Annotated in this window: 24 protein-coding genes; 18 read left to right on the top strand and 6 right to left on the bottom strand. The window is 37.5% G+C overall.

The window, feature by feature from the left end; translation table 11 throughout:
* Nucleotides 1-616 precede the first annotated feature (616 nt).
* From ACFX4E_RS10440 to ACFX4E_RS10420, 5 genes are all read left to right on the top strand, one after another.
* The gene (locus tag ACFX4E_RS10440) at nt 617-2,263 is read left to right on the top strand and encodes a peptide ABC transporter substrate-binding protein (protein ID WP_013055414.1); all 1,647 of its coding nucleotides are present in this window, start codon (nt 617-619) and stop codon (nt 2,261-2,263) included.
* Between the two features lie 97 nt (nt 2,264-2,360).
* Nucleotides 2,361-3,296 (top strand): ABC transporter permease, encoded by a 936-nt coding sequence (locus ACFX4E_RS10435; protein ID WP_013055415.1) that lies wholly within the window; start codon nt 2,361-2,363, stop codon nt 3,294-3,296.
* Nucleotides 3,297-3,298: 2 nt separating this feature from the next.
* The gene (locus tag ACFX4E_RS10430) at nt 3,299-4,225 is read left to right on the top strand and encodes an ABC transporter permease (protein WP_013055416.1); all 927 of its coding nucleotides are present in this window, start codon (nt 3,299-3,301) and stop codon (nt 4,223-4,225) included.
* 14 nt (nt 4,226-4,239) lie between these two features.
* A complete protein-coding gene (locus tag ACFX4E_RS10425; RefSeq protein WP_028407470.1) occupies nt 4,240-5,310 on the top strand; it encodes an ABC transporter ATP-binding protein in 1,071 nt (356 codons plus the stop codon).
* Nucleotide 5,311: 1 nt separating this feature from the next.
* Nucleotides 5,312-6,229, top strand: a complete 918-nt coding sequence (locus ACFX4E_RS10420) for an ABC transporter ATP-binding protein (protein WP_028407471.1) — start codon at nt 5,312-5,314, stop codon at nt 6,227-6,229.
* Nucleotides 6,230-6,511: 282 nt separating this feature from the next.
* Here ACFX4E_RS10420 and ACFX4E_RS10415 read toward each other — a convergent pair whose 3' ends face one another.
* Nucleotides 6,512-7,087, bottom strand: coding sequence for a GNAT family N-acetyltransferase (locus tag ACFX4E_RS10415; RefSeq protein ID WP_028407472.1), 576 nt, complete (start codon nt 7,085-7,087; stop codon nt 6,512-6,514).
* A 451-nt stretch (nt 7,088-7,538) separates the two neighbouring features.
* Here ACFX4E_RS10415 and ACFX4E_RS10410 point away from each other — a divergent pair, with 451 nt between their 5' ends.
* The 6 genes from ACFX4E_RS10410 (at nt 7,539) to madM (ending at nt 14,116) form a co-directional block, all read left to right on the top strand.
* A complete protein-coding gene (locus tag ACFX4E_RS10410; RefSeq protein WP_377258358.1) occupies nt 7,539-8,903 on the top strand; it encodes an amino acid permease in 1,365 nt (454 codons plus the stop codon).
* A 523-nt stretch (nt 8,904-9,426) separates the two neighbouring features.
* Nucleotides 9,427-10,833, top strand: a complete 1,407-nt coding sequence (locus ACFX4E_RS10405) for an amino acid permease (protein WP_028407474.1) — start codon at nt 9,427-9,429, stop codon at nt 10,831-10,833.
* A gap of 418 nt (nt 10,834-11,251) precedes the next feature.
* Nucleotides 11,252-11,650: a transcriptional regulator SpxA gene (gene spxA, locus ACFX4E_RS10400; protein ID WP_013055422.1), complete on the top strand. Its 399-nt coding sequence runs from the start codon at nt 11,252-11,254 to the stop codon at nt 11,648-11,650.
* Nucleotides 11,651-11,852: 202 nt separating this feature from the next.
* Nucleotides 11,853-12,749, top strand: a complete 897-nt coding sequence (locus tag ACFX4E_RS10395) for a LysR family transcriptional regulator (protein WP_377258354.1) — start codon at nt 11,853-11,855, stop codon at nt 12,747-12,749.
* Between the two features lie 195 nt (nt 12,750-12,944).
* Nucleotides 12,945-13,358, top strand: coding sequence for a malonate transporter subunit MadL (gene madL, locus ACFX4E_RS10390; protein WP_028407476.1), 414 nt, complete (start codon nt 12,945-12,947; stop codon nt 13,356-13,358).
* On the top strand, nt 13,355-14,116 hold the full coding sequence (madM, locus tag ACFX4E_RS10385; protein WP_028407477.1) for a malonate transporter subunit MadM: 762 nt from the start codon (nt 13,355-13,357) through the stop codon (nt 14,114-14,116). The genes madL and madM overlap by 4 nt, the downstream gene beginning before the upstream one ends.
* A gap of 96 nt (nt 14,117-14,212) precedes the next feature.
* Here the strand turns inward: madM and ACFX4E_RS10380 are convergent, their stop codons facing one another.
* On the bottom strand, nt 14,213-14,878 hold the full coding sequence (locus ACFX4E_RS10380) for a TerC family protein (protein WP_028407478.1): 666 nt from the start codon (nt 14,876-14,878) through the stop codon (nt 14,213-14,215).
* A gap of 360 nt (nt 14,879-15,238) precedes the next feature.
* Here ACFX4E_RS10380 and mecA point away from each other — a divergent pair, with 360 nt between their 5' ends.
* From mecA to pepF, 4 genes are all read left to right on the top strand, one after another.
* Nucleotides 15,239-15,919 (top strand): adaptor protein MecA, encoded by a 681-nt coding sequence (mecA, locus tag ACFX4E_RS10375; RefSeq protein ID WP_013055427.1) that lies wholly within the window; start codon nt 15,239-15,241, stop codon nt 15,917-15,919.
* A 216-nt stretch (nt 15,920-16,135) separates the two neighbouring features.
* A complete protein-coding gene (gene cls / locus ACFX4E_RS10370; protein ID WP_377237327.1) occupies nt 16,136-17,653 on the top strand; it encodes a cardiolipin synthase in 1,518 nt (505 codons plus the stop codon).
* A gap of 119 nt (nt 17,654-17,772) precedes the next feature.
* Nucleotides 17,773-18,954, top strand: a complete 1,182-nt coding sequence (locus tag ACFX4E_RS10365) for a competence protein CoiA (RefSeq protein ID WP_377258351.1) — start codon at nt 17,773-17,775, stop codon at nt 18,952-18,954.
* 163 nt (nt 18,955-19,117) lie between these two features.
* Nucleotides 19,118-20,935, top strand: a complete 1,818-nt coding sequence (pepF, locus tag ACFX4E_RS10360; RefSeq protein WP_377237328.1) for an oligoendopeptidase F — start codon at nt 19,118-19,120, stop codon at nt 20,933-20,935.
* A gap of 505 nt (nt 20,936-21,440) precedes the next feature.
* On the opposite strand, the gene ACFX4E_RS10355 is transcribed toward pepF, so the two are convergent.
* The 4 genes from ACFX4E_RS10355 to ACFX4E_RS10340 form a co-directional block, all read right to left on the bottom strand.
* Nucleotides 21,441-22,292, bottom strand: a complete 852-nt coding sequence (locus ACFX4E_RS10355; RefSeq protein ID WP_028412354.1) for a ClpXP adapter SpxH family protein — start codon at nt 22,290-22,292, stop codon at nt 21,441-21,443.
* 26 nt (nt 22,293-22,318) lie between these two features.
* Nucleotides 22,319-22,729, bottom strand: a complete 411-nt coding sequence (locus ACFX4E_RS10350) for a globin domain-containing protein (protein WP_013055433.1) — start codon at nt 22,727-22,729, stop codon at nt 22,319-22,321.
* A gap of 286 nt (nt 22,730-23,015) precedes the next feature.
* On the bottom strand, nt 23,016-23,705 hold the full coding sequence (locus ACFX4E_RS10345) for a lytic transglycosylase domain-containing protein (protein ID WP_377258348.1): 690 nt from the start codon (nt 23,703-23,705) through the stop codon (nt 23,016-23,018).
* 4 nt (nt 23,706-23,709) lie between these two features.
* Nucleotides 23,710-24,300, bottom strand: coding sequence for a CYTH domain-containing protein (locus tag ACFX4E_RS10340; protein ID WP_377237329.1), 591 nt, complete (start codon nt 24,298-24,300; stop codon nt 23,710-23,712).
* Between the two features lie 216 nt (nt 24,301-24,516).
* On the opposite strand from ACFX4E_RS10340, the gene ACFX4E_RS10335 reads away from it, so the two are divergent.
* The 3 genes from ACFX4E_RS10335 (at nt 24,517) to ACFX4E_RS10325 (ending at nt 26,425) form a co-directional block, all read left to right on the top strand.
* Complete coding sequence (locus ACFX4E_RS10335) at nt 24,517-24,903, top strand: UPF0738 family protein (RefSeq protein WP_028407485.1); 387 nt, start codon at nt 24,517-24,519, stop codon at nt 24,901-24,903.
* 27 nt (nt 24,904-24,930) lie between these two features.
* Nucleotides 24,931-25,566 carry a GTP diphosphokinase gene (gene yjbM / locus ACFX4E_RS10330; protein ID WP_028407486.1) on the top strand — a complete coding sequence of 212 codons (636 nt, stop codon included), beginning with the start codon at nt 24,931-24,933 and terminating at the stop codon, nt 25,564-25,566.
* Nucleotides 25,567-25,627: 61 nt separating this feature from the next.
* The gene (locus ACFX4E_RS10325; protein ID WP_025749877.1) at nt 25,628-26,425 is read left to right on the top strand and encodes an NAD kinase; all 798 of its coding nucleotides are present in this window, start codon (nt 25,628-25,630) and stop codon (nt 26,423-26,425) included.
* Nucleotides 26,426-26,429 lie beyond the last annotated feature (4 nt).

The raw sequence follows: 26,429 nt of genomic DNA, 5'->3' as shown, positions 1-26,429 counted from the left end.
CTTATCGCTAAAAAGTTTTATAAGACAATTTACTGGAATTTTTCAGCGGCAAAAAAAGACAAGAACCTTTTAATTAAAGCATTTCTTGATGAAAATTTGGTGGAGGATTTGGTAAAAATCTTTTATTTAGTATTTCTAATAACTTTGTAATACTCTTGTAATACCTATACTACAAAAAAGATTTTAGAAGTCTGACAAGTAGGCACAATCCTTATAAGATAAGGTTTTTTCCCTCGTGACAAAAAATACCATTAAATAATAGTATTGCAATAAATTTTTAAAATATTTATAATAGGCGTAACAAACATATTTTTTACAAAGGTATTACAATTTCTTAATTTTTCAGAAAACACAAAATAGACAATGTTTTGTTTCAATTAGCGAATTTGTAATGAATGAGTCTTCTACATATTAAGCGCATACATTGGATTTACAGCATGTAAACAATTGATGACAGTTTCATAGAGTAGAAGAATAATTTTGCAGTGAGGTCTTTAATACTCTACTACGTGAAAAAATAACTGATTATTTTGTATTGAAAGAGGATTAAGAAATTAGTGCATATCAAAAAAATATGGTTGCCACACAAACAAAATTTAATAGGGGGTAACACGCAATGAAGAAAAGGTTGTCGATTCTTTTCAGTTTGCTGCTTGTAATGAGCTTGTTTTTAGCTGCATGTGGATTTAACAAAGAATCTGGTGGCAGTGAAAATGCTAGCAGTGATGGCGGCGACAAGAAAAAAGAGCAAGAGCTTCGCGTAAACATTAAAACTGAGCCTTTTTCACTAAACCCAGGCTTAGCTAATGATTCAACGTCATCAAACGTATTATTACAAACATTTGAAGGTTTAACTCGTATCGGTAAAGATGGAAAACCTGAAAATGCAATGGCGAAAGATGTGAAGGTCAGCGATGATCAAACTAAATATACGTTTACGATTCGCGACGATGCAAAATGGTCAAATGGTGACCCTGTAACAGCAAAAGATTTCGAATATGCATGGAAATGGGCGTTAGATCCTAAAAACGAATCTCAATATGCATACCAATTATACTATGTTAAAAATGCACAAGCTGCTAATGAAGGAAAAGGTTCATTAGATGATGTTGCGGTTAAAGCAACAGATGATAAAACGCTTGAAGTAACATTAGAAAATCCAACGCCATATTTCTTGGAATTAACAGCTTTCTATACGTACTTCCCAGTGAATACGAAAATTGCTGAATCAAATGAAAAATGGTACACAAATGCAGGCGAAAACTATACGTCAAACGGTCCTTTCAAGCTTAAAACTTGGAAACATAATGACAAAATCGAGTTAGTTCCTAATGAAAACTATTGGGATAAAGATGCTGTAAAACTTAAAAAAGTTGAAATGTACATGATCAATGATAACAACACTGAACTTTCAATGTTCAAAAACGGTGAATTAGACTGGGCGGGTATGCCTACTGGTCAATTACCAGCTGATGCACTTCCTGAATTAAAGAAAGACGGTTCATTAAACATTCAAGAGATTGCAGGTACTTACTGGTACAAGTTTAATACAGAACAAAAACCTTTAGATAACGTGAACATTCGTAAAGCATTAGCTTATGCAATTGATCGTAAAGGTATTACAGAACAAATTACAAAAGACGGTTCAGTTCCAGCGATGGCGGCTGTACCCCCAACAATGTTTGAAGACAACAAAAAAGGTTACTTCAAAGACAATGATGTGAAAAAAGCAAAAGAATATTTAGAAAAAGGCTTGAAAGAAATGGGCCTTAAAGACGCTTCAGAACTACCAGCAATTAAGGTTTCATACAACACGGATGAAAAACATGCAAAAATTGCACAAGCTGTTCAAGATATGTGGAAGAAAAACCTTGGTATTAAAGTACAGTTAGACAACTCTGAGTGGGCTGTTTACATTGAAAAATTACACCAAGGAGATTATCAAGTTGGACGTATGGGCTGGTTAGGAGATTTTAACGATCCAATCAACTTCTTAGAATTGTTCCGTGATAAAAAAGGCGGAAACAATGATACAAACTGGGAAAACCCAGAATATAAAAAGTTATTAATTGACTCTCAAAAAGAAACAGATCCTAAAAAACGTCTGGAAATGTTGAAAAAAGCAGAAGGTATCTTCATGGATGAAATGCCAGTGGCACCAATCTACTTCTATACAAACGCTTGGGTACAAGATAAGCAGCTGAAAGATGTTGTGATGTCTGGACTTGGAGACATTCAGATTAAATGGGCTCATTTTGAGTAAGTAACATCAATTATGACAAAGGGTATATGGGGCCTGGTGCTCCATATACTTTTCTTTCTTGTGCGCGAATTTTGTAAAAATATGGAGGTGTGTCAGGGTGTTCAAATATATAGGAAAACGACTTATTTATATGTTTCTATCATTATGGCTGATCGTAACAGCGACCTTTTTCTTAATGCGTGCTGTTCCAGGAGGTCCATTCACATCAGAAAAGCAGCTTCCCCCTGAAATTCAAAAAAATCTAAATCAGTATTACGGTCTAGACCAGCCTTGGTACCATCAGTACTTTGATTATTTAACATCAATTTTAAAGTGGGATTTTGGTCCATCTTTCAAATATAAAGGCCAAACGGTAAATGATTTGATTAACGGCGGATTCCCTGTTTCATTCATGCTAGGGATGGAAGCTATTTTAATAGCGATTGCTATTGGTGTAGTACTTGGTGTTATTGCTGCTTTAAAACATAATAAGTGGCAAGATTACACGGCGATGGTTATTGCAGTTCTAGGAATCTCAGTTCCGAGTTTTATCATGGCAGCGGTATTACAATACGTTTTGGCTATGAAACTACAAATTTTTCCGGTTGCACGCTGGGAATCTTGGGCACACACGGTGTTACCAGCTCTTGCACTTGCTTCAACCCCTATGGCGTTTATCGCACGATTAACTCGTTCGAGTATGCTTGAAGTATTAAGCAATGATTATATTCGTACAGCGAAAGCAAAAGGTTTAAGCAGAGGCGTTATTACAGTTAAACACGCCATGAGAAATGCGATGCTTCCAGTTGTATCCTATATGGGACCTTTAGTAGCAGGGATTTTAACGGGTAGCTTTGTTATTGAAAAGATATTTGGTATCCCGGGATTAGGTTCACACTTTGTACTCAGTATCTCAAACCGAGATTATACAACGATTATGGGCGTAACGGTATTCTACAGTATTTTACTACTTTTTTGTATCTTGCTTGTAGATATTGCATACGGCTTCATTGATCCTCGAATTAAACTTACAGGTGCTAAGAAAGGAGAGTAACTATGCAGCAACTTCCGAAAATTCCTAAAGAAATGTTTGAAACAGCAGGGATTGACCGCGCTCAGGCAGAAAAGATTGAAAAACCGAGTCTTTCGTTCTGGCAAGATGTTTTTATTCGTTTTCGCAAAAATAAGCTTGCTATGTTTGGTGTAGTACTAATGGTTCTCCTTGTTTTTATGGCTATATTTGGTCCATTGATGGTGAAATATGATTATGCAACCAATGATTTACTGAATGCTAATCAGGCTCCATCTTCTGAGCACTGGTTCGGTACAGATGAATTAGGGCGTGATGTTTTTGCTCGTACGTGGGAAGGCGCTCGTATTTCATTATTTATCGGATTAGCAGCAGCTTTAATTGATTTATTCATCGGCGTAGTTTGGGGGAGCATCTCTGGATACCGCGGCGGCCGTACGGATGAAACAATGATGCGTGTTGCGGATATCTTATATGGTGTTCCTTACCTTTTACTGGTTATTATTTTAATGGTTATGCTTGGCCAAGGGTTAGGCACGATGATTTTGGCGATGACCATTACCGGCTGGATAAACATGGCCCGTATTGTACGTGGACAAGTATTGCAGTTGAAAAATCAAGAGTACGTAATGGCTTCACAAACATTAGGAGCAACAACAAAACGTATTTTATTTAAACATCTTATTCCTAACGCAACAGGTCCAATTTTAGTAACAATGACACTAACGATTCCTTCAGCAATCTTTACAGAAGCATTTTTAAGCTACTTGGGACTAGGCGTTCCGGCACCGCTTGCAAGCTGGGGAACAATGGCTTCAGAAGGCTTACCTGCTTTGGAATACTATCCTTGGCGCTTATTTTTCCCAGGTTTGTTTATCTGTTTAACAATCTTAGCGTTCAACGTAATTGGTGATGGATTACGAGATGCGTTAGATCCAAAACTACGTAAGTAAGGAAGTGGACTCATATGTCACGTTTATTAGAAGTAAAAAATTTAGCTGTATCATTTAAAACATATGGCGGAGAAGTTCAAGCTGTTCGCGGCGTTAACTTCCACTTAAATAAAGGTGAAACTTTAGCAATTGTTGGTGAGTCAGGATCTGGTAAAAGCGTAACTTCACAAACGATCATGCGCCTTATTCCGATGCCTCCTGGCCGAATCAAAAGCGGTGAAATGCTGTTTGACGGTATTGATTTAGCTAAGAAAACGGATAAAGAAATGGAAGCTATTCGCGGTAAAGATATCGGTATGATCTTCCAAGATCCGATGACTTCCTTGAATCCAACGATGAAAGTTGGGGCTCAAATTGGTGAAGTCGTAATCAAGCATTCCAAAGTATCTAAAGCAGAAGCAAAAAAACGGGCAGTCGAGTTATTAACGCTTGTAGGAATTCCTTTTCCAGAACAGCGTGTGAATCAATATCCGCATGAATTCAGCGGCGGGATGAGACAGCGTGTTGTTATTGCAATGGCTCTTGCTTCTAATCCGAAACTCTTGATCGCTGATGAACCAACAACGGCGCTTGATGTAACAATTCAAGCTCAAATTTTAGAGTTGATGAAAGACATTCAGAAAAAAACGGATACATCTATTATCTTTATTACCCATGATCTTGGTGTAGTAGCAAATGTAGCAGATCGAGTAGCCGTTATGTACGCTGGTCAAATTGTTGAAACCGGCACAGTGGATGAAGTGTTTTACGATCCAAAACATCCGTATACGTGGGGACTGCTAGCTTCTATGCCAAGCTTAGATAACGAGGCAGAAGAAGAGCTTGCTGCTATTCCTGGAACGCCGCCAGATTTAACGAATCCTCCAAAGGGAGATGCATTTGCAGCGCGAAATCCATACGCAATGAAAATTGACTTTGAGCAAGAACCTCCAATGTTCAAAATATCTGATACGCACTATGCGAAAACATGGCTGTTGCATCCCGATGCACCAAAAGTAGAGCCGCCTGCTTCAGTTCAGCGCCGCATGCGTAAAGTTGATAATGTATACAGCACACCTGTACTCGTAGCGAAGGATGGTGAATAATATGACAGATAAATTATTAGAGATTAAAGGCTTAAAGCAACATTTTTTCACAAGTAAAGGAACAATTAAAGCAGTTGATGGTCTGACGTTTGACATCTTCCGCGGAGAAACATTAGGGCTTGTAGGTGAATCCGGTTGCGGAAAGTCAACGACAGGCAGAACGATTATTCGTTTATACGACGCTACTAGCGGTGAGGTGCTATTTAATGGCGAAAATGTACATGGTCGCAAATCCCGCTCAGAGCTTAAAAAATTCAATCGTAAAATGCAAATGATTTTCCAAGATCCATATGCGTCGCTTAACCCTCGTATGACCGTAGCAGATATCATAGCAGAAGGCATTGACATTCACGGTTTAGCTAAGACTAAAAAAGAGCGTATGGCAAAGGTTCACGAGCTTCTTGAAACGGTCGGGCTTAACAAAGAACATGCCAATCGCTATCCACATGAGTTTAGTGGCGGTCAGCGTCAGCGTATCGGTATCGCAAGAGCACTGGCAGTAGAACCTGATTTTATCATCGCAGATGAACCAATCTCAGCTTTGGACGTATCTATACAAGCTCAAGTTGTTAACTTAATGAAGAAGTTACAGCGTGAACGTGGACTAACATATTTATTTATCGCCCATGATTTGTCAATGGTAAAATACATCAGTGACCGCATCGGCGTTATGTACAGAGGTAAGATTGTAGAGCTTGCACCAAGTGATGAACTTTATCGAAACCCTGTTCATCCATATACAAAAGCATTGCTTTCAGCTATTCCGCTTCCCGATCCTGACAGTGAAAAAACACGTCAGCGCAAAATTTATGATCCAAGTATCCATGATTATAACGGTGAAGAACCGGAGCTTAGAGAAGTATCTCCAGGTCACTACGTGTCTTGTTCTCAAGCAGAGTTTGCCACATATACAACATAACAAAAACGATCTCACAACGAGGTCGTTTTTTATTTAGTTATCAAAGAACACTAAGCTTCAAGTTGCAAAAAACATGTAAGAACAAGTAACATTAGCGCTTTACAGGTATTATACAGTAAAGGATTGAGAAATACTATTAAAAATTTTCAGAATTTTATATTTAAGACAAAATATCTACGTATAAACCTTATAACTAAAGGAATATAAGTGGTTAATAATGTTCTGTGTTGAATAATAATTCAAAAAGTACAAAAAGAAGGTAGACGCATGTCTACCTTCTTTTTATAAATCTGCTAAGATATCGCCGTCTTTACGATTCTTATCAATTTTTAGCACTTGATCTGCTGGCTGATAGGACGCACCGTATATTTCTTTGTCTTTGTACGTATGAATTAACTCGTACGTTTTTTTCATTTTATTTAAAATGCTTTCCTCTGTTTCAGAGGTAGGAGACCAATATAGAATTTCCATTTGGTTAATTTCATTTGTAGCTAATGACCGACGGTTATAGCCAATTGTTTGAGCATGCTTAAAGTCTGCACGTTTATAAAAGTGCAGTCGTTTTGCTGAGTCTGAATCTTTATAGTCTACAGGCTCTACTTCTAAGATAATTGGTTTGTTGTGCTGTTTTAACTCATCAATTAATTTACCGCCAAGCCCTTGACCTCGAGCGTCTTTTGAAACAAAGAGGTAATCGATAAAGATAAATTGGTTTGTTTCCACGTACATTAATACGTGATGAGGTCCTTCATTTTTATGATAAATATCGCTGCGTTCTTGTAAAAGCGTTTCGATATGCTTCTTTGATTTCATTTCTTCAATGGGAAAATATTGACTTAATTTTTCATACCAATTCATAGCACCCTCCTACTGATCTTTTCACGATGATGTTTATAATAGTGTTTAAACAGTTATCTTATCTTTACCCTTTTTAGGGAAAAGTAAGCATCTATAATTGAAAATATAGAAGAATAATCGATTGATTATTCTTAATAATTAGATAATTATAGTAGAATAAGAACATATAATGTAAAAAATGGTTTTTATTATATTTATATCGTAAGTTTATTTGTGAAAATCACAAAAAACTATCGCATTTTTTGTGATTTTTGATAAAATGAACAAAGTGAAGTTTTTTTAATATTGTATTTTATAGATGTGATAGCGATAAAAGTGCAGGTGTGAAACTTGTAATATTAGATTTTTAATACATACACCGTCTGAAATTATTTAGCTGAAAAATAAGTTAATACTATACACGTAGCCGCTATCGCTATTAAATGAAATGGATATGTTAGGAGAGAGAATTATGCAAGGGAACACGCAAGAAAAAGAATTAAGCCGTGGACTTGAGGAAAGACATATTAGCTTAATGTCTTTAGGTGCAGCTATCGGAGTTGGATTGTTTTTAGGTTCTGCATCCGCTATTCGGTTAGCGGGTCCTGGTATTCTTATCATGTATGGAATCAGTGGTCTTGTTATGTTTTTTATTATGAGAGCGCTAGGTGAAATGGCAGTGCAAAATCCAGTAGCCGGTTCTTTTAGTAAGTATGCTAACGATTATTTAGGGCCACTTGCTGGTTATTTAACAGGCTGGAACTACTGGTTTATGTGGATTATTACATGTATGGCTGAAATTACAGCTGTTGGAGTATATATGGAGTTTTGGTTCCCGGGTGTACCTCAGTGGATATGGGCACTTGCAGCACTCGTTATCATGACAGGGGTTAACTTTTTAGCTGTAAAAGCATATGGCGAACTAGAGTTTTGGTTTTCTCTTATTAAAGTGGTAACGATTATCCTTATGATCGTGCTGGGACTAGGCATGATTATCTTTGGAATTGGAAATGGCGGTATTGCAACAGGAATCAGTAATTTATGGAGTCACGGGGGCTTTTTCCCGAATGGTATGAAAGGTGTTCTTTTATCACTTCAAATGGTTATGTTTGCTTACCTTGGTATTGAAATGATTGGGGTAACAGCAGGAGAGGTCAAAAATCCGGAAAAGACATTAACAAAAGCAATTGATAATGTACTATGGAGAATTTTGATTTTTTACATCGGAGCTTTGTTTGTCATTATGTCTATTTATCCTTGGCCAGAGATCGGAACACAAGGAAGTCCGTTTGTTTTAACATTTGATAAAGCTGGAATTCCCGCTGCAGCAGGGATTATAAACTTTGTAGTGTTAACAGCGGCTTTATCTTCTTGTAACAGTGGAATTTTTAGTACAGGCCGTATGTTATTTAATTTAGCTCAGCATGGGGAAGCTCCAAAACGCTATACCAACTTAACAAAAGGCGGCGTGCCTGGTGCAGCAGTTATTGCTTCAGCTGTTGTACTGCTAATCGGAGTTGGCTTAAACTATGTTGTTCCTGATAAGGTGTTCACCTGGGTGACGAGTATTGCCACTATTGGAGCAATTTGGACATGGGGGATTATTTTACTTTCTCAAATTCGCTTCCGCAAGGGATTAAGCGATCACCAAGTAAGTGATTTAAAATATAAGCTTCCGTTTTTCCCGTATACGTCATATCTCTCTCTTGCTTTCTTAGCGGGAGTAGTAGTGGTGATGGGTTTTTCCTCTGATACAAGAATAGCCCTTATTGTAGGTCCGGTATGGTTTGTTTTATTGGTTGTTGTCTACTATTCAAAAGGTTTTCATAAAAGATAAAAAATAAAGCGCGGACAAAAGTAATTTCGTTGAAGGAAGATCCGAACGAGTTGAATTCTTGATTAAGAATCCAACTCGTTCGGATTTTTTTATGGTGATGGTGAACGTAGGTTTACTGTATGTAGGGCTTCAAGCTGTTAATTGGAGGGCAAGGTGAAGACTCCTCCCGGGAAAAGCGAGACCCTGCAGGAGCGGAAGCAACGATGAGGCTCGCCGGCCGCTCGCGGAAAGCGAAGTCTTGTACGGAAATCCACAGCGGTGTAACAAGCGTGATTCATACGAACTCATATATCCCATTTGTTCATCTTTAGATTGATGTAGTTGTGTTCCAGCCGCATTTTTTTCCAAAAGAAAATGAAGGATTTATTATTTCACTTTTTGCTTTAGTGTGCTAATATATTATATTGTTAAACAAATGAAGAGATGAATGAAGAAACAAATAATTATTACGTGTTAATAGATTAGCATCGAGCTTTCTATCTCAAAAGTTTAAGCGGTTAGAAAGCAAAAGGAGACACAGCAAATGAAAGATAAAAAATGGGGACTTTGGTTTTTAACAGCCTTTGTAGTTGGTAATATGGTAGGCGGCGGAGTATTTATGCTTCCTTCTAATTTAGCAAACGTATCAAGTCCAGTCGGTTCAACACTTGCTTGGATTGCAACAGGTCTTGGCGTATTCATGATTGCTCTTGTATTCGGGAACTTAGTCATGAGAAAGCCCGAATTAAAAGGAGGGCCTCAAAGTTATGCAGCGAATCTTTTTTCGTCGCCTAAAGCAGGTAAAGTAGCAGGGTATAGCATGGCTTGGGGCTACTGGGCAGCCAACTGGGCTGCAACAGCATCTGTCATCATATCGTTTGCGGGATATTTAACAACGTTCTTTCCAGTAATGGAGAGTAAGGATATTTTATTTTCAGTTGGAGATTTTCAATTAGAAGCTGGAAAATTCATTACGTTTTTAGTATGTTCTATTGTCCTATGGGGAATTCAAGCTATTTTGCAGCGAGATATCAATAGCGCCGGTAATATTAACTTTATCACAACGGCAGCTAAAATTATTGGATTCGGTTTATTTATTGTCGTGGCGCTATCGCTATTTAGCGCATCCAACCTGGTCAGTACAGAATTTGTTAATTCAAAGGGTATAAATGTAGGATTGGGAAGTCAGGTCAATGGGGCAGCCATTGCTACGCTGTGGGCGTTTATCGGAATTGAATCGGCTGTACTGTTATCTAACCGTGCAAAATCACAAAAAGTAGTGAAGAAAGCAACACTGCTTGGATTATTGATCTCAATGGTTATCTATGTGGGGATTACGCTTCTAGCTATGGGGATTCTTTCAACAGCTCAGCTTCAGCAGTCTCAAAAACCTTTGGTAGATACGTTAGAAATGGTGATTGGACATAAAGGTGCTTACGTAATGGCCATTTTAGCACTTATTTCTTTATTAGGTTCTACGGTTGGATGGATTGTTGTTAGTGCAGAAGTTCCTTATCAAGCAGCAAAATCAGGGTTGTTTCCACAGTGGTTTGCTAAAACAAATCAGAACAATAGTCCAGCCCGCTCACTAACATTAACAAATGGCTTAACACAGTTGTTTTTGTTTGCGACTATTTCAGGTACAGTTTCGCAAGCCTATAATTTCGCTATTGTTGTAGCTACTCTCGCTTATTTAGTTCCTTATTTCGTGACGACAGTTTATCAATTAAAGCTTATTGTGACGGGTGAGACGTACGACACGATTAAAGGATCGCGAGTAAAAGACGGAATCATTGCCTCGTTAGCACTTATTTATTCACTTTGGGTGATTAAGACAGGTACAGCTGATTTAAAAACATTTTTCTTAGGTATTGGCTTATTTGTAATCGGGCTGTTACTGTATCCTATCTTAATGAGACGAGGAAAAAGAAGCACATCAGCTATTAAATAAATAAGAGGTTATCTCAAAAGCTTTGCAGAAAAGTCAGTTCTTCTGCAAGGCTTTTTTAGTGACTGAAAAATTTGAGGAATTTGTAAAAGAAAAAAATAATAAAAAAATGAAACTAATCTACAGGTTTATTCGTAATAGTAGTGTGGTAAATAAATAATGAAGAAAATCGGCAATGAAAATAATGACAGTGAAGGAACGAACTAATGCACTAGTCCACTTCAAAAAGTATATCATTCCGATGAAGTTTATAGTATAATGCAAATAGATATTATTTTTTAAAAGTAATTATAAAGTAGTATCGATTTTCATTATCAGTCATTAAATATTTACACTCGTTGAAGTTTGTATAAAACAACATGATTTACAGTTCATGTTTTAAATGTTATGACCGATTATGATAGAAGGAGTGAAGGAGTAAATGGTTACATTATATACATCACCAAGTTGTACATCTTGTCGTAAAGCGAAAGCTTGGTTAGAGGAAAATGATATTGGATATACAGAGCGTAATATCTTTTCAGAGCCGTTATCGATCGACGAGATTAAAGAAATTTTACGTATGACAGAAGATGGAACAGATGAAATCATTTCAACACGTTCGAAAACTTTCCAAAAACTAGACGTTCAGGTAGACGCTATGCCTTTGCAAGATTTGTATGAATTAATTCAGCAAAATCCTGGCTTATTGCGCCGTCCGATTATCATTGATGAAAAACGTCTACAAGTTGGTTACAATGAAGACGAGATCCGTCGTTTCTTACCACGTAAAGTGCGTACTTTCCAACTTCGCGAAGCTCAAAGACTTGTGAATGGTTAATTTTTATATTTGTCTGTTTAAGATTTAAATAAGAAACCAACCAAGTAACGTTTGCTTGAAGTTGGTATATAAAAAAATAAGCAGCAGGGAGCCACTGGCTCCCTGCTGCTTATTTTTTGTCGAAATAGCAGGGAAAATGAAGTATGTATGTAATTAGTAAAGAAAGAGAGTAACTAAACACATAAAAGTGGTGGTGAACGGATTGGAGCTTTTACAGCTAAAATATTTCCAAGTAGTTGCTAGACTAGAACATATCAGTAAAGCGGCCGAAGAGCTATACGTATCTCAGCCTGCGCTCAGCAAAACGATTTCACAGTTAGAAAAAGAGCTAGGCATTCGTTTGTTTGATCGAAACGGTAAATACATTAAATTAAATCGGTATGGTAAAGCATTCTGTGCCAAAGTAGAACTTGCTTTAAAAACATTAGAAGACGCAAAGCACGAGCTAAAGGATATGTCGAACGATCCATGTGAAGAAATTCGCCTTGTTGTATTAGCTAGTTCACATTTACTTCCAGAGCTATTAAGCAGATTTCGTGAGCAATATCCTCAGGTGCGTTTTCGACTGATGCAGCATTTGACTAATTCTAATTCACAGCCTGATTTTGATTTATGTATTTCAGCTTTTCCATTAACAACCCGTCAGATCGAACATACTCCTTTGCTCCGTGAATCGATTTTGCTTGCAGTGCCTCTTGATCATCCTTTAGTCAAGCAATCACGCGTAAAGTTAAATGAACTTAAAAATGAGAAATTCATTGTGCTAAAGAAAGGAAAAGAGCTAAGGAAAATAACGGATGTAATTTGTAAGGAACAGAATTTTGTACCTCAAATTACGTTTGAAAGCGATGACCCAGCAACAGTGAGAGGTTTGATTAGAGCGAAGCAAGGAATAGGTTTTATTCCTGAAGTAACTTGGGGAGGTTCTACAGGGAAAGATGTAAAACTGCTGAAAATTGAAGAGGAAATATTTGAACATACAATCTTTTTAGCTTGGAACAACGGAGGCTACGTGACGGATTTACAACAAATCTTTAGGCAGTTTGTGATTGATTATTTTAAACATTTACCCTCCGGTATACCTCATGAATACATATAAGAATCATGACTAAATGTCATGATTTTTATTTCGTTTTCGAATAAATCTAAAGTGAACAGTAGAGAAAAACTGTATTATGTCATTTTTGATATAAGTATATAACTAAAAATGCATAGGTTATTCAACTTTTTTCCTTTACACTATTTTTAAACTATAAAGTAAACGCTTTCGATAATGGGTTGGGGAGGAAGTAATATGATAATCTTCGGTGTAGCGCTGCTGTCTATTTGCATGTTGATAGGGGTAATTGTAGGGGACGCATTAGGAGGGCTGATGGGAGTAGAAGCCAACGTTGGAGGAGTAGGGGTATCCATGCTTCTTCTTGTACTAGCGGTGGATTATTTAAAGAAGAAAAATAAGCTCCAAGTAAAATCCGAAGAAGGCATTGCTTTTTGGGGAGGTATTTATATTCCTATCGTGGTAGCAATGTCTGCACAGCAAAATGTTGTAGCTGCTCTTGATGGAGGAGGCATGGCGCTTCTTGCAGGGGTGGTAGTAGTCGTAGTAGGCTTTTTATCCATACCATTTATCAGCAGAATAGGAGAGAAAGCGAAGGTGAAAGAACAAGAAATAGAGCTTTCTATTTTACCTAAGGAGCAGGTCAAATGATGAATATGATCAAAGAAGGATTAGAAAATAACGGGCTGATTACGGCATTTGCTATTATTGGGATTGTCATGTATATTGCTTATTTTTTATCAGATAAATTAACAAAAGGAAGAGTTCACGGATCTGCTATTGCTATTATGTTTGGATTGATCCTTGCTTATATCGGTGGAGTGAATACAGGAGGAGAGAAAGGGATTTCTGATATACAGTTATTTTCAGGAATTGGTTTAATGGGCGGAGGGATGCTGCGAGATTTTGCCATTATTGCTACTGCATTCGGCGCCAATTTTAGCGAAGTCAAAAAAACGGGAATCAGCGGGATTACGGCCTTGTTTTTTGGGGTTTTCTATTCCTTTGTAATAGGTGTAATTATTGCTCTTTGTTTTGGATATAGAGATCCCGTTGCTTTGACCACAATCGGAGGAGGAGCCGTGACCTATATTGTGGGGCCGGTTTCTGGAACTGCGATTGGAGCCTCTTCTGATATTATCGCGTTAAGTATAGCTGTAGGATTAATTAAATCCATTTCAGTTATGATTTTAACACCGGTATTTGCTAAGAAAATCAAATTAAACAACCCTCGTACAGCAATGATCTATGGAGGAGTTATGGGGACGACGAGCGGTGTAGCAGCTGGTTTAGCCGCGACAGATGTAAAACTTGTACCTTACGGAGCCATGACAGCTACATTTTATACAGGTCTTGGTTGCTTACTCGTACCATCTATTCTTTTTTTACTGACAGAGATTATTTTTTAAGTGTACAAAGTGTTTTATGAATAAAAGACTGCTGTGCTCATTAAACTAAAGAAAAGGCCATACTAAATAAAAATGTTTAGTATGGCCTTTTCTTTATCATTTAGTTGAACGAAAGCTATTAACAACCATGCCGCTTATCAGCACGACAGCAATTGTTATAAACGGAATAAATGTTCCTAGAGATGTATGGTCTGCAAAGAATGAATGTAAGTTCTTTTCATGCCCAATCATATTTCCAGCAGTATAAGCTAAAATAGCTGCCCCACCATAAACGAGCAGGGGAAATCGCTCCATCAAATACAAAATGAGCTTGCTTCCCCAAACAATAATGGGGACGGATACGAGTAATCCGGTAACAACCAACATAATATTTCCATGAGCTGCGCCTGCTACAGCTATTACATTATCTAGTCCCATTACAATATCAGCAAATACAATCGTTCTTACAGCGGCGCCTAATGTCACACCTGCACGGATTGAAGATGCATCATCACCTTCTGATACAAGAAGCTTAAAGGCAATAATCACTAATAAAAAACCGCCGATGAGCTGCAAGTAAGGAATAGTTAGTAAATAAACAGCTAAAATAGTAAGTACAATGCGAACGATCACAGCTAAGCCAGTCCCTAAAAAAATAGCTTTATTTCGCTGATATTCAGGTAAGTTGCGGCTTGCTAAGGCAATAACAATAGCGTTGTCTCCACCTAATACAATATCGATACCGATAATAAGAAGAATGGAGGTTATTAATTCTAAATCCAATAGTCTTCCCTCCCAATATGTAAGGATAAGTAGCTCATATTGCTTTATCTGTGTTCATTTTTAACAAAAAGCGTTCATAGGGTAAAGAGATTATGTATATAACAAAGTAAGGTGTAAGGTGGCTATGAGTTGTCAGAGTATTTTTTATTTCCTTTCTTTCGTGTTTTGTCATAAAATAGATATACAAGGTTCACTCAAATAGTGTATGCTTGTATATCCCAAGTTAGAATGCTTTACAAAGTGAGAAAGTACATGTAATATTGCTTTAACACGGGGGTAAAATAGTCCCTTCATCGTTTAGGGGTAATGTTCGAAATGGCCGGATTACCTTCACAGATTTTTCCGAAGGGAGAGATGATAATGGAAATCGAACGCATTAATGAAAACACAGTAAAATTCTTTGTCACTTACGTAGATATTGAAGAACGTGGATTTGATCGCAATGAAATTTGGTTTAGCCGAGAGCGCAGTGAAGAGCTATTCTGGGAGATGATGGACGAAATTCATCAAGAAGAAGAGTTTGTAGCAGAAGGTCCTCTTTGGATTCAAGTACATGCGCTTGAGAAGGGGCTAGAGGTTATTGTAACAAGAGCACAAGTTTCAAAAGACGGTCAAAAGTTCGAAGTACCTGTTGGTGAAAATGATAAAATCGATATCCCTGTAGATGGAAAAATTGAAGCGTTGCTTGATCATCAAGCGAATCAAAATAAAAAAGCTGATTTTGAAGAAGAAATTATAGAAGACGAAGGGCTACAGTTCGTCGCACGCTTTCAAGACTTAGAACATTTAATTTCCTTAAGTCACCATTTAGAGTTAGATGATATCATCAACAGCATGTACGTGTTTGAAGGGAAATATTATTTATACGTTGAGTTTACAGATGATGAAGATTTTGTAGCTGAAATTGATAACATTTTAAGTATCATTTTAGAATATGCAAATGAATCAAATGTAACAGTTCATCGTTTAATGGAATATGGAAAAGAATTAATCAGTGAAAATGCACTTGAACAAGTAAAACAGTATTTTCCTTTACGATAATAGCAGCCGATTTCATGTATATGAAATCGGTCTTTGTTTTGTCTTCATTTTGGGAAAAGCTCTCTGCTTGTATGAAACGAACATAAGTGGAGAAAGAAGGAAACTCGTTTCTGAACGAGAAAAGTGTAGGGTTAAAATCCCTAGTTTGAGGATAATAACGGTACATGGATCCGGTGTTAATGACGAAAGATTGGTTTTAGGATAGGTGAAAACAAGTTGAAAAATAGATTACAGCTTTTAATTTTTGTTATTGGTATTATTTCTTTGCTTTATTTTACAAAAGGGTATTGGGACGGTAAATTTATTGGCGTGCTAAGTATCTTAATTACGATTAGTGTTGTTTTCATCGGTCTTGTTATTTCATTAGAAAACCGTCATCCAACTCAAACGCTAACGTGGCTCGTAGTATTAGGCGGTTTCCCGGTAATAGGGTTCTTTTTTTATTTGTTATTTGGACGCAATACGCGAAAACGGCGTTTATTTGCTAAAAAAGCAAAGCTGGATGAACAGGTGCTTTTAAAGATGGAAAGAGATTCCGATATATTAGAAAATCACTTTGAACAGTTGGACACCAGTAGAAAGCAAATGCTGAAGCTAGCCGTCAGGCTTGGCAAGAGTCCAATTTCTTTTTCATCAGATACACGCGCATTGACGAATGGAAAAGAGACGTTTCACGAAATTATGGAATCATTAAAGCATGCAAGGCATCATATCCACTTAGAGTATTACATCGTACGACATGATCACTTAGGAGAACAAATTAAAGATATTTTAATTCAGAAAGTACAAGAAGGAGTTTATGTACGTTTCTTGTATGATGCCGTGGGCAGTTTTCAGCTTTCACCGCATTATATTCACGAGTTAAGAAACGCTGGCGTAGAAATGATTCCATTCTTGCCGGTGAGACTTCCATTTCTCAATAATAAAATCAACTTCCGTAATCATCGTAAAATTGTAGTCATTGATGGAACAATTGGATTTGTAGGAGGTTTGAACATTGGTGATGAATATCTCGGGAAAAGTCGGCATTTTGGCTTTTGGAGAGATACCCATTTGATGGTGAGGGGTGAGGCAGTCCGTTCATTGCAGCTTATTTTCTTGCAAGATTGGTATTATATGACAGGTCAGACGATGCTTACTCAAACGTATCTATCGCCGGATTTAATTGACATTGATATGGAAAAGTGCGGCGGTGTTCAAATGATTGCCGGCGGACCAGACCGTGAGTGGGAAATTATTAAACACTTATTTTTTTCGATGATTACGTCTGCGAAAGAGTCCATTTGGATTGCTTCTCCTTACTTCATACCTGATGAAGATATTTTTACTTCTCTCAAAGTAGCTGCTCTAAGCGGTATAGATGTAAGGCTTCTTGTACCTCAGAAGCCCGATAAAAAAATTGTTTTTCATGCATCACGCTCTTATTTTCCTGAGCTGCTAGAAGCAGGTGTGAAAATTTACGAGTATAAAAAAGGATTTATGCATAGCAAAATTGTGATTGTTGATAGAGAAATTGCCTCTATTGGAACAGCTAACATGGATATGAGAAGCTTTCATTTGAATTTTGAAGTAAATGCTTTTTTATATCGCACAGCTAGTACCCAAAAACTCGTATATGAATATATGCAAGATTTAGAAGAAACGAGTGAGCTTCACTTTAAAGACTTTGAAAAGCGGCCATTTATACAGCGGCTATTTGAATCAACGGCTCGTTTGCTTTCACCGCTATTATAATCGCTGTAAACCACATTGCGTATGTTGCAATGTGGTTTTTTTCTGAAAGAAAAGGGTTTAGTAGAAAGGTGTCGAATACAAGGATATAGCTCGCTGCTATAGGAAGGAGAAATGTACGATTGTTAGTTGCCCAAACAGAAGAAGGTCTCATTTCACTAGCTCAGCGCTTTTCGCTTGAACAGCTTAAGCTGTGGAAAAAAGAAAAGCAGTTCTACTGTCCCTCTTGTCAATCCCCTGTACAGTTAAAGGTAGGTACAAAAAAAATCCCTCATTTTGCTCACCTGAAAAAAACGTGCGTCGCTCAGCATGAAGGTGAAACAGATTATCATCTCGATGGAAAACGAAAGCTGTTTCACTGGTTTAGTTCTCATGTTGAAGTCGAGTTAGAAAGTTATCTTCCTGACATTATGCAGCGTCCAGATCTTCTTGTAAATACGCCCTCGCAAAAATATGCAATCGAATTTCAATGTGCTTCCTTATCTTCCTCAGTGCTAACCAAACGTTCTATTCATTATGAGAAAGGAAATTATATGCCCCTTTGGATTATGGGAGCAAAAAGAATGAAGCGCTTATCCACTTACATGTATCAACTTTCTTTTCAAGAGTGGCAGTTTCTTACTCTTTCCGATTATACGCCCACACTTCTTTATTTTTCACCTTCTACTAATCAACTGTTGAAACTTGAACATCTTATTCCTTTTTCATCTCAGATTTGTTATGCACAGCTTGTCGTGCTTTCTCCTCACGAGCATACCTTTCATGATCTTTTTTCTACACATACACAACCTCAATTTTTCTCTTCATGGATAAAGAAAAAGAAGGCATGGAGAACGCATTATATCCTCTATCCTAATCAGAAGCTTCAGCCTTTTTTACACGCTCTTTATGAAAAAAATATTCCTCCCTCCCATATTCCAGCAGAAGCAGGCATGCCGCTGCCTTCTTTATACATGGTTGAAACGTCTGCTACTATATGGCAAACGTGGCTGCTTCTTGATTTAATGCAGCAGAAGCAAGTAGGGGATTTAGTTACAGAACAAGAGTTATGCCGGCTATGGCTCTACAGAATTCATAAGAGGCATATTATATTTCGGTCTTTAACCATGGCTCCTGTTGCTATGGAACAGCCCCTGTTTGAGTATATAGAGGTATTATGCCGGCTAGGAATGCTAACGTATATAACTTCTAGAGTATACAAAATCAGAAGGCCCTACACGATTCCAAAGCAAACATCTGATGCTTTTTTAGAAGATGGACAAATGATGAAAAGGTGGTTAAATCAAGCAAAAGAAGTGACATAATCACTGAAAATCAGTACGCTTAAGAAAGAATCCTTTTTTCAAAAGCGTACTGACTTTTGATTAATTCTTTTAAAACAACATACAATAACGAGAGAAATAAAAAGGATTCGCCTTAGAAAAAGCGAACAGTTATAGACAGGTAGAAAAAGATGGAGGGATGACCATGAGTGAACAATCAAAAGTAAAAAAGTTACCAAGTAGAAGCGAGATAAAAGTAGAAGATACGTGGAAACTAGAGGATATTTTTGCTTCAGATGACGCATGGGAAAAAGAATTTGAAGAAGTAAAAGCTATTATTCCGCAAATGGAAAAATTCAAAGGAAAACTTGGAGAGTCCGCTCAAACTTTATATGACGCTCTTCAAGAGCAAGACGAGCTCACAATGCGCGTTAGTAAACTTTATACATATGCTCATATGCGCTACGATCAAGATACCACTAACTCTTTTTATCAAGGGTTAAATGATCGCATCAAAACACTTTATACCCAAATTGCAAGTGCACTATCGTATGTAACACCAGAAATTTTGTCTATTGAAGAATCAAAAATTAAACAATACATGGCGGAACATAAAGAGCTAAAGTTATATGCTCATGCATTAGATGAAATTACTCGCGAGCGTCCGCATATTTTATCAGAAAGCGAAGAAGCGCTTCTTGCTCAGGCTTCTGAAGTGCTAGGATCTTCAAGCAACACGTTTGGAATGCTAAACAACGCAGATTTAGAATTCCCTTCCATTAAAGACGAAAATGGAGAAGAAGTAGAAATTACGCACGGACGCTATATTCGTTTTCTAGAAAGCAGCGATCGCCGCGTACGAGAAGAAGCGTTTAAAGCAGTGTACGAAACGTACGGTAAATTTAAAAATACGTTTGCAAGTACATTAAGCGGCACGGTGAAGAAAGATAATTTTAGCGCCCGCGTTCGTCACTATAATTCAGCTCGTCACTCAGCTCTTAGCACAAATAACATTCCAGAAGAAGTATACGATAACTTAGTTAAAACAGTGAACGATAATTTGCATTTATTGCATCGATATATTGATTTACGTAAGAAAGTATTGGGAATTGAAGAGCTTCATATGTATGATCTCTATACGCCTTTAGTAAAAGACGTAAAAATGGAAGTAACCTATGAAGAAGCAAAAGACTATATTTTAAAAGGTCTGAAACCACTAGGTGAAGACTACCTTAATGTGTTAAAAGAAGGATTTGAAAATCGTTGGGTAGACGTCCATGAGAACAAAGGCAAGCGAAGCGGTGCGTATTCTTCAGGAACGTACGGCACCAATCCTTATATCTTAATGAACTGGCAGGATAATGTAAATAACTTGTTTACACTAGCTCATGAATTTGGCCATTCTGTACACAGTTATTACACAAGAAAGACGCAGCCATATCCTTACGGAGATTATTCAATCTTCGTGGCAGAAGTAGCTTCAACGTGTAATGAAGCGCTTCTAAATGATTATTTACTAAAAACAATTGATGATGAAAAGCAGCGCTTGTACTTGCTTAACCATTATTTAGAAGGGTTCCGCGGTACGGTATTCCGTCAAACGATGTTTGCTGAATTTGAGCACGATGTGCATGTACGTGCTCAAAACGGAGAGCCGCTTACACCTGAATTATTAACAAAATTATATTATGACTTAAATAAAAAGTATTTTGGAGACAACTTAGTAATTGACGAAGAGATTGGATTAGAATGGGCTCGTATTCCGCATTTCTACTACAATTACTACGTTTATCAATATGCTACAGGATTCAGTGCAGCAGCGGCATTAAGCAAACAAATCCTTGAAGAAGGAGATGCAGCTGTTGAGCGCTATGTAGGTTTCTTAAAGTCAGGAAGCTCTGATTATCCAATTGAAGTGTTGAAAAAGGCAGGAGTAGACATGACAACATCTCAGCCTATTGAAGAAGCGCTAGCCGTATTTGAAGAGAAATTAACGGAAATGGAACGTTTATTAAATCAATAAAAGTAAAATGAAGCAGGAGCTGTATCCTGCTTCATTTTTTAAATCCTCGAAATTTGTTGTGATTATTAAGCAGTGTAAAAATAATAAGAATAGCTAAAAATAAGAGAGGGCCTGCTATAAGGAGAGGAACAAGCTGCATAAGAGATAAAATATAGAATAAAAAAGAAAACAAAAGAATAACAACCCCTAGAGTAATTCCAGCAATTTTCATAGTTAACACCTCTATTAAAAGCATAATTGGTTGTACTATATGAGTGAATCTGGCTGTTTATGAAGTTTTTTTATAAAAAAGTGAATAAAATTGAAAAAAGGGGTTGCCAAAAGTCGACATAATTTGCTATAGTATTAATCGTGAAGTTTATCACAAAACAAACATATACCCCTTTGTTTGACCGTGAAAAATTTCTCCCATCCCCTTGTTGTCTTAAGACAAACGAAAAGACTTGGCGAAAGCCAAGTCTTTTTTGTTTAGTTGATGCTTAGGATAAGCATCAACATGTAATGATTAACAGCTCTTTTCAGTACTTCTCCAAAAGGTTCCGTATTTGACAGGAACTCTCTCAACCACTTGCTGAAGCTGAAGTTTTTTCAATTCTTTTTCAGCCTCTTCTAATGATAAACCATACACAACTGCAACTTCTTTTGAAGCAACAAATTGAAAATAGCTTAAAAATGAACGAAGAGGCGGAAGACAAGCTGGATCTGGGTCAATTTCTAACATCTCTTTAATGATGTGTACATATGTTTCGTACGAATAGTATCCTGATATCTTAATGCCTTCTTCTTCAACTTTTTCGTTGAAGAACACAAGAGTTGGAATCTCATCGACATCCATTTCCGACGTGATTTTTAAATCACATTGAAAGGCCTTCGCAGCGTAATCTGAATGCAAATCCTTTACAAATTCATTAACATCTAGCCCCACATGTTTTGCACATTGTATTAAGACAGATTCTTCTGTAACATTTTGTTTTTCTAAAAATACTACTTCTTGAAGTCTTCTCAAAAAGCGAATGCCCTGTTTCTTTCCTTGCAGCCCGGCCGCTTTAATCGCAATTGATGCAGCGTAAGGAGTATCGATTGGGTTTTCAAGCCACAGATTGCCGTCACATGACATACCGGAGCGGCTTCCAGTCTTCTCCCACGATTTTGCAATATGTTCAAATCTCTGCTGTGCTCCAATATTTAATTGCTGTAAGTTTCCGCCAAGCACATGCTTGAGGGATAACAGCTGACCATATTCTATTTGTAACTTCTTTAGAATAGGCTCGAGTGCCCAGCATTCCGGGCAAAGAGGGTCAACAAATACATAGATTTCAAGCGGTTTTTTATTTGAACCTTGACAAAGCTGATGCAAGGATGGGTATTGGCTATTTAGATTACTCAATGTGAAAATCCTTTCTCATCTGTCTGTTCCGGTGAATTAATCATGTGTTGGGCAGTTAAAATAAGACGATGATAAAGTTCATCTCTCTCAGGGCCTTCTAAATTAATTTCGTCCATTGCTTCATGCATACACGTCAGCCAGGCTTTGGCTCTTGACGGTGTAATTTCAAAAGGAAGATGCCTAGCTCTCAGCATAGGGTGACCATGCTCTTCAGTGTATAACGAAGGCCCTCCTAAATATTGTGTCAGAAATTGCTTTTGCTTTCGTGCTGTTTCTGTTAAATCATCAGGAAAAATTGGCGCGAGCTCAGGATGTTGTCCAACGCGTGTATAAAAAGCATCAACAAGTTTTGAAATCGTATGTTCACCGCCTAATAATTCGTAAGGGGAGTGGATTTTTTCTCTCATGTTGATAACTCCTTTGTTATAAGAAATATACGTCTTAACTCTTTGGTGTTTTTTACTTTCCTTAATTTTAGCAGTGTCATTTCGTTAACTCAAACTATCCGCTTACTTCTTCTACTGGAAAAGAGATAAAGTGGAATTTTACATAAGAAAAGTCTATGATGCTGTGGCGAATCACTAATTATGAGAAACAAAGGAATACTTTCACAAACGTTTCCTTCTATTTATATAGTGTAACCTCGACAAACTACAGCCATTCCATGTTCGAGTGGTGAATGATTTAGCTCATTTACACAAGATAAGAAGACATAATTTTATTTGCATATTTTTGCGTTTCTTGAAAAGGGGGTACTCCGCCGTATTTATCAACATTACCTGGTCCAGCATTATAGGCCGCCAATGCTAATTTCACGTTTCCGTTGTATTTATCTAACATTTGTCGAAGATATTTGGCTCCTCCAAATACATTTTGCTTGGAGTCGTACGGATCTTCTACACCAAGAGCTTTAGCGGTTGCTGGCATTAGCTGCATAAGCCCGGCCGCTCCTACAGAACTTTTGGCAGATGGATTAAAGTTTGATTCTTGTTTAATAACAGAACGAATAAGTTTAGGATCCAGCTGGTAGCGTGCAGCTGCTTCTGTAATGATCGTTTGTACATCCTGAGAACTGGCCTTTGCCGTTTCGTTTTTTTGTACAGGTAAGGAAGCATTTGAAGCCGCTGCCTTATCTGAGGAAGAAACAGATGGCTCGGACTGCATTTGAACCGCCGTAGATGGAAACATCTGCGCTGCTTTCAAGTAAAGATTGGTACTCATTTGAGGCTCTTGATTGACGTAGTCTTGAAAAAGCTGAGCAAATACAGAGAGTAAAGTTGTACCAAGCATCACGTTAGCTGTTGGCATCTGGTTGTTAACTGAAAATGGCTGAGTTCCAGGAAATTGAACGGAAGACATGTAATTGTTAATATTCATGCTCATGAATTTATTCTCCATCCATTAACGTATACTTTCGCTTGTAAAACCGTCGAATTTTGTTTTCCGTTGGTTTCTTTTTAATATCAAGCTCCGTAAGCAATTGCTCAAAATATTTTGCTCCTTCATTGGCATCGGTTACTTCGTATTCAAGTTCATAATCCTCAGCACCTAGATAAAAGCTATGATCGAGTACAAGTAACCCGTTTTTATATGGAATTTCTGCTCGACTTGTACGCAAAGTGCCAAAATAAGTTAGCGCATGGCTATCGACTTGTAAATCAGTAATAAGCCGTTGAATTGTTGAAGGAATCTTGGCGCTGCCATCTCGCAATTCTTTAGCTTGTTCATTTGTTAATGCTTCATGTGTTTCTAAAAGACCTTCTTGATGAGGCTGTTTGAGCGTGAGAACGGACTTATCTTTTTTGCTTCGAATTCGCAGGGCAGCCCCGCAGTCTTTTAATGAGAAAGCAGGTGTATCAAAATAGTGGTTTTCTTGAGAAACAAACTGATCTTCAGTTAGTTGAAAGTGTGAGCAGAGACGATCAAACTCTTCTTTCGTTACTATATTTTTAAATTCAATTTCAATTTCTTGTTTCAATGAAATCATCCTTTTAATTTAGGTCTTTTGGTAAGGCACTTTACATCTTAATTTATCACACTTTTTGAGACAGTAAAACTACATTTCCTAACAGGAATATCCAGATGGGGAACTTGGAAAATGAAGAAATACGGATTGTTTAGGTTTTACCTTTATTAAACGTTCCTGGAATGTGTTAAAATAGTAACGAATTGTATAGTTGGAAGGAGTTTATTTATGCACAATCGAATTGACATCACTACCTGTGTGATGAAATCAAATGAATTACATTTAAAAGCAGACCCTATTGAGACGAAAATTGAACAATTGGAAGATACAAAACAAATGCTTGTTGACTCAGATAACATGTCATTTGTATATGTTGTAGATATTAATGATCAATTTATGTATGTTGGCCTTAGTGACAATATTTGGGCGAATTTAAAGCACGTCTTACATAAAGATATGAAAGTATTTTTAGAAATTAACAAGGAAGTAATTGAGCTATCAGCCGTTAAAGAAGAGCTATCTTATCTCATCAGTAACATCGAAGGAAATGTGAATTATGGAGACGAGATGGTAGCAAGAGTAGAGGAAGTTTTTTTAGATAAAGAAAATAAGTAATAGAGAGAAAAGAGGGGGGTGTTATTAATGATCAGGCATTGGGATTTATTTTTAGCACCGTATAAACAAGCCGTTGAAGAACTTAAGGTGAAGTTAAAAGGAATTCGTTCACAGTATGATATGAAGTCTACGCATTCACCTATTGAGTTCGTGACGGGACGAGTAAAGCCTGTCGCCAGTATTTTGGATAAAGCGACTCGAAAAGGAATTTCTCTCGATCGCTTAGAGGAAGAGATGCAGGACATTGCGGGACTCCGTATGATGTGTCAATTTACGGACGATATTAAAGCGGTCGTAGAGCTCCTGCGTCAGCGAACAGACTTTGAATTGATTGAAGAAAGAGATTATATTCTTCATAAAAAAGAAAGCGGCTATCGTTCATATCATGTGGTCGTATGTTATCCTGTTCAAACAATTAAAGGTGAAAAGAAAATTTTAGTGGAAATTCAAATTCGTACACTGGCTATGAATTTTTGGGCTACAATTGAGCATTCTTTAAATTATAAGTACAGCGGGAAATTTCCTGAGAATATCAAAAAGCGACTTCAGCGTGCTTCTGAAGCGGCTACTCAGCTCGATGAAGAAATGTCTCAAATACGAGGTGAGATTCAAGAAGCTCAGGCTATTTTCTCACGAAAAAAAGAATCGGCGGAAGAATCTTAGTTATGACTCAGCAACAGCTTTGTACATTGGATGGATAGGGGGAGAGAATTAGGTGGAGAAAATAAAATTTGCTATTACATCAAAAGGCAACCAAATATCAAATACGCTTATGCAAAAAATGAAAACGTATTTATTAGATTTTCATTTAGAATATGATGAAAACCAGCCTGATATTGTAGTGTCAGTAGGAGGGGATGGAACGCTTCTCTATGCGTTTCACCGCTATCGAAACCGACTTGACAAGACGGCTTTTATTGGGGTTCATACCGGCCATTTAGGTTTTTACGCAGATTGGACACCTGATGAGATTGAGAAGCTGGTGATTGCTATTGCAAAGACACCCTATCAGACTGTAGAGTATCCACTGCTCGAAGTGATTATTCGCTACACAAACGGTGGACGCGAAGCTCGATACTTAGCGCTGAATGAATGTACGGTAAAAAGTGTAGAAGGTTCTTTAGTAATGGATGTGGAAATTAAAGGGCAGAGATTTGAGACATTCCGAGGAGACGGTCTTTGCGTATCCACTCCCTCGGGAAGTACAGCTTACAACAAATCCCTGGGAGGCGCGATTTTACATCCTTCGCTTCAAGCTATTCAAATTGCTGAAATGGCTTCTATTAACAATCGAGTGTTCCGTACGATAGGTTCTCCATTGGTTCTTCCTGGACATCATACAGCGCTGTTAAAGCCTGTCAACGACGCAGACTTCCAAATTACCATTGATCATTTAACTCTTTTACATAAAGATGTAAAGTCGATTCAATTTCGGGTAGCAAGCGAAAAAATTCGATTTGCTCGCTTTCGTGCGTTTCCTTTCTGGCAGCGTGTCAGAGACTCTTTTGTATGTGATGATTAAAGGC

It is taken from the genome of Priestia sp. YIM B13491 (genome assembly GCF_042787605.1).
Classification (GTDB): domain Bacteria; phylum Bacillota; class Bacilli; order Bacillales; family Bacillaceae_H; genus Priestia; species Priestia megaterium_E.
The sequence above is the reverse complement of the archived record's forward strand: the minus strand, read 5'-3'. Positions and strand labels throughout refer to the sequence as shown.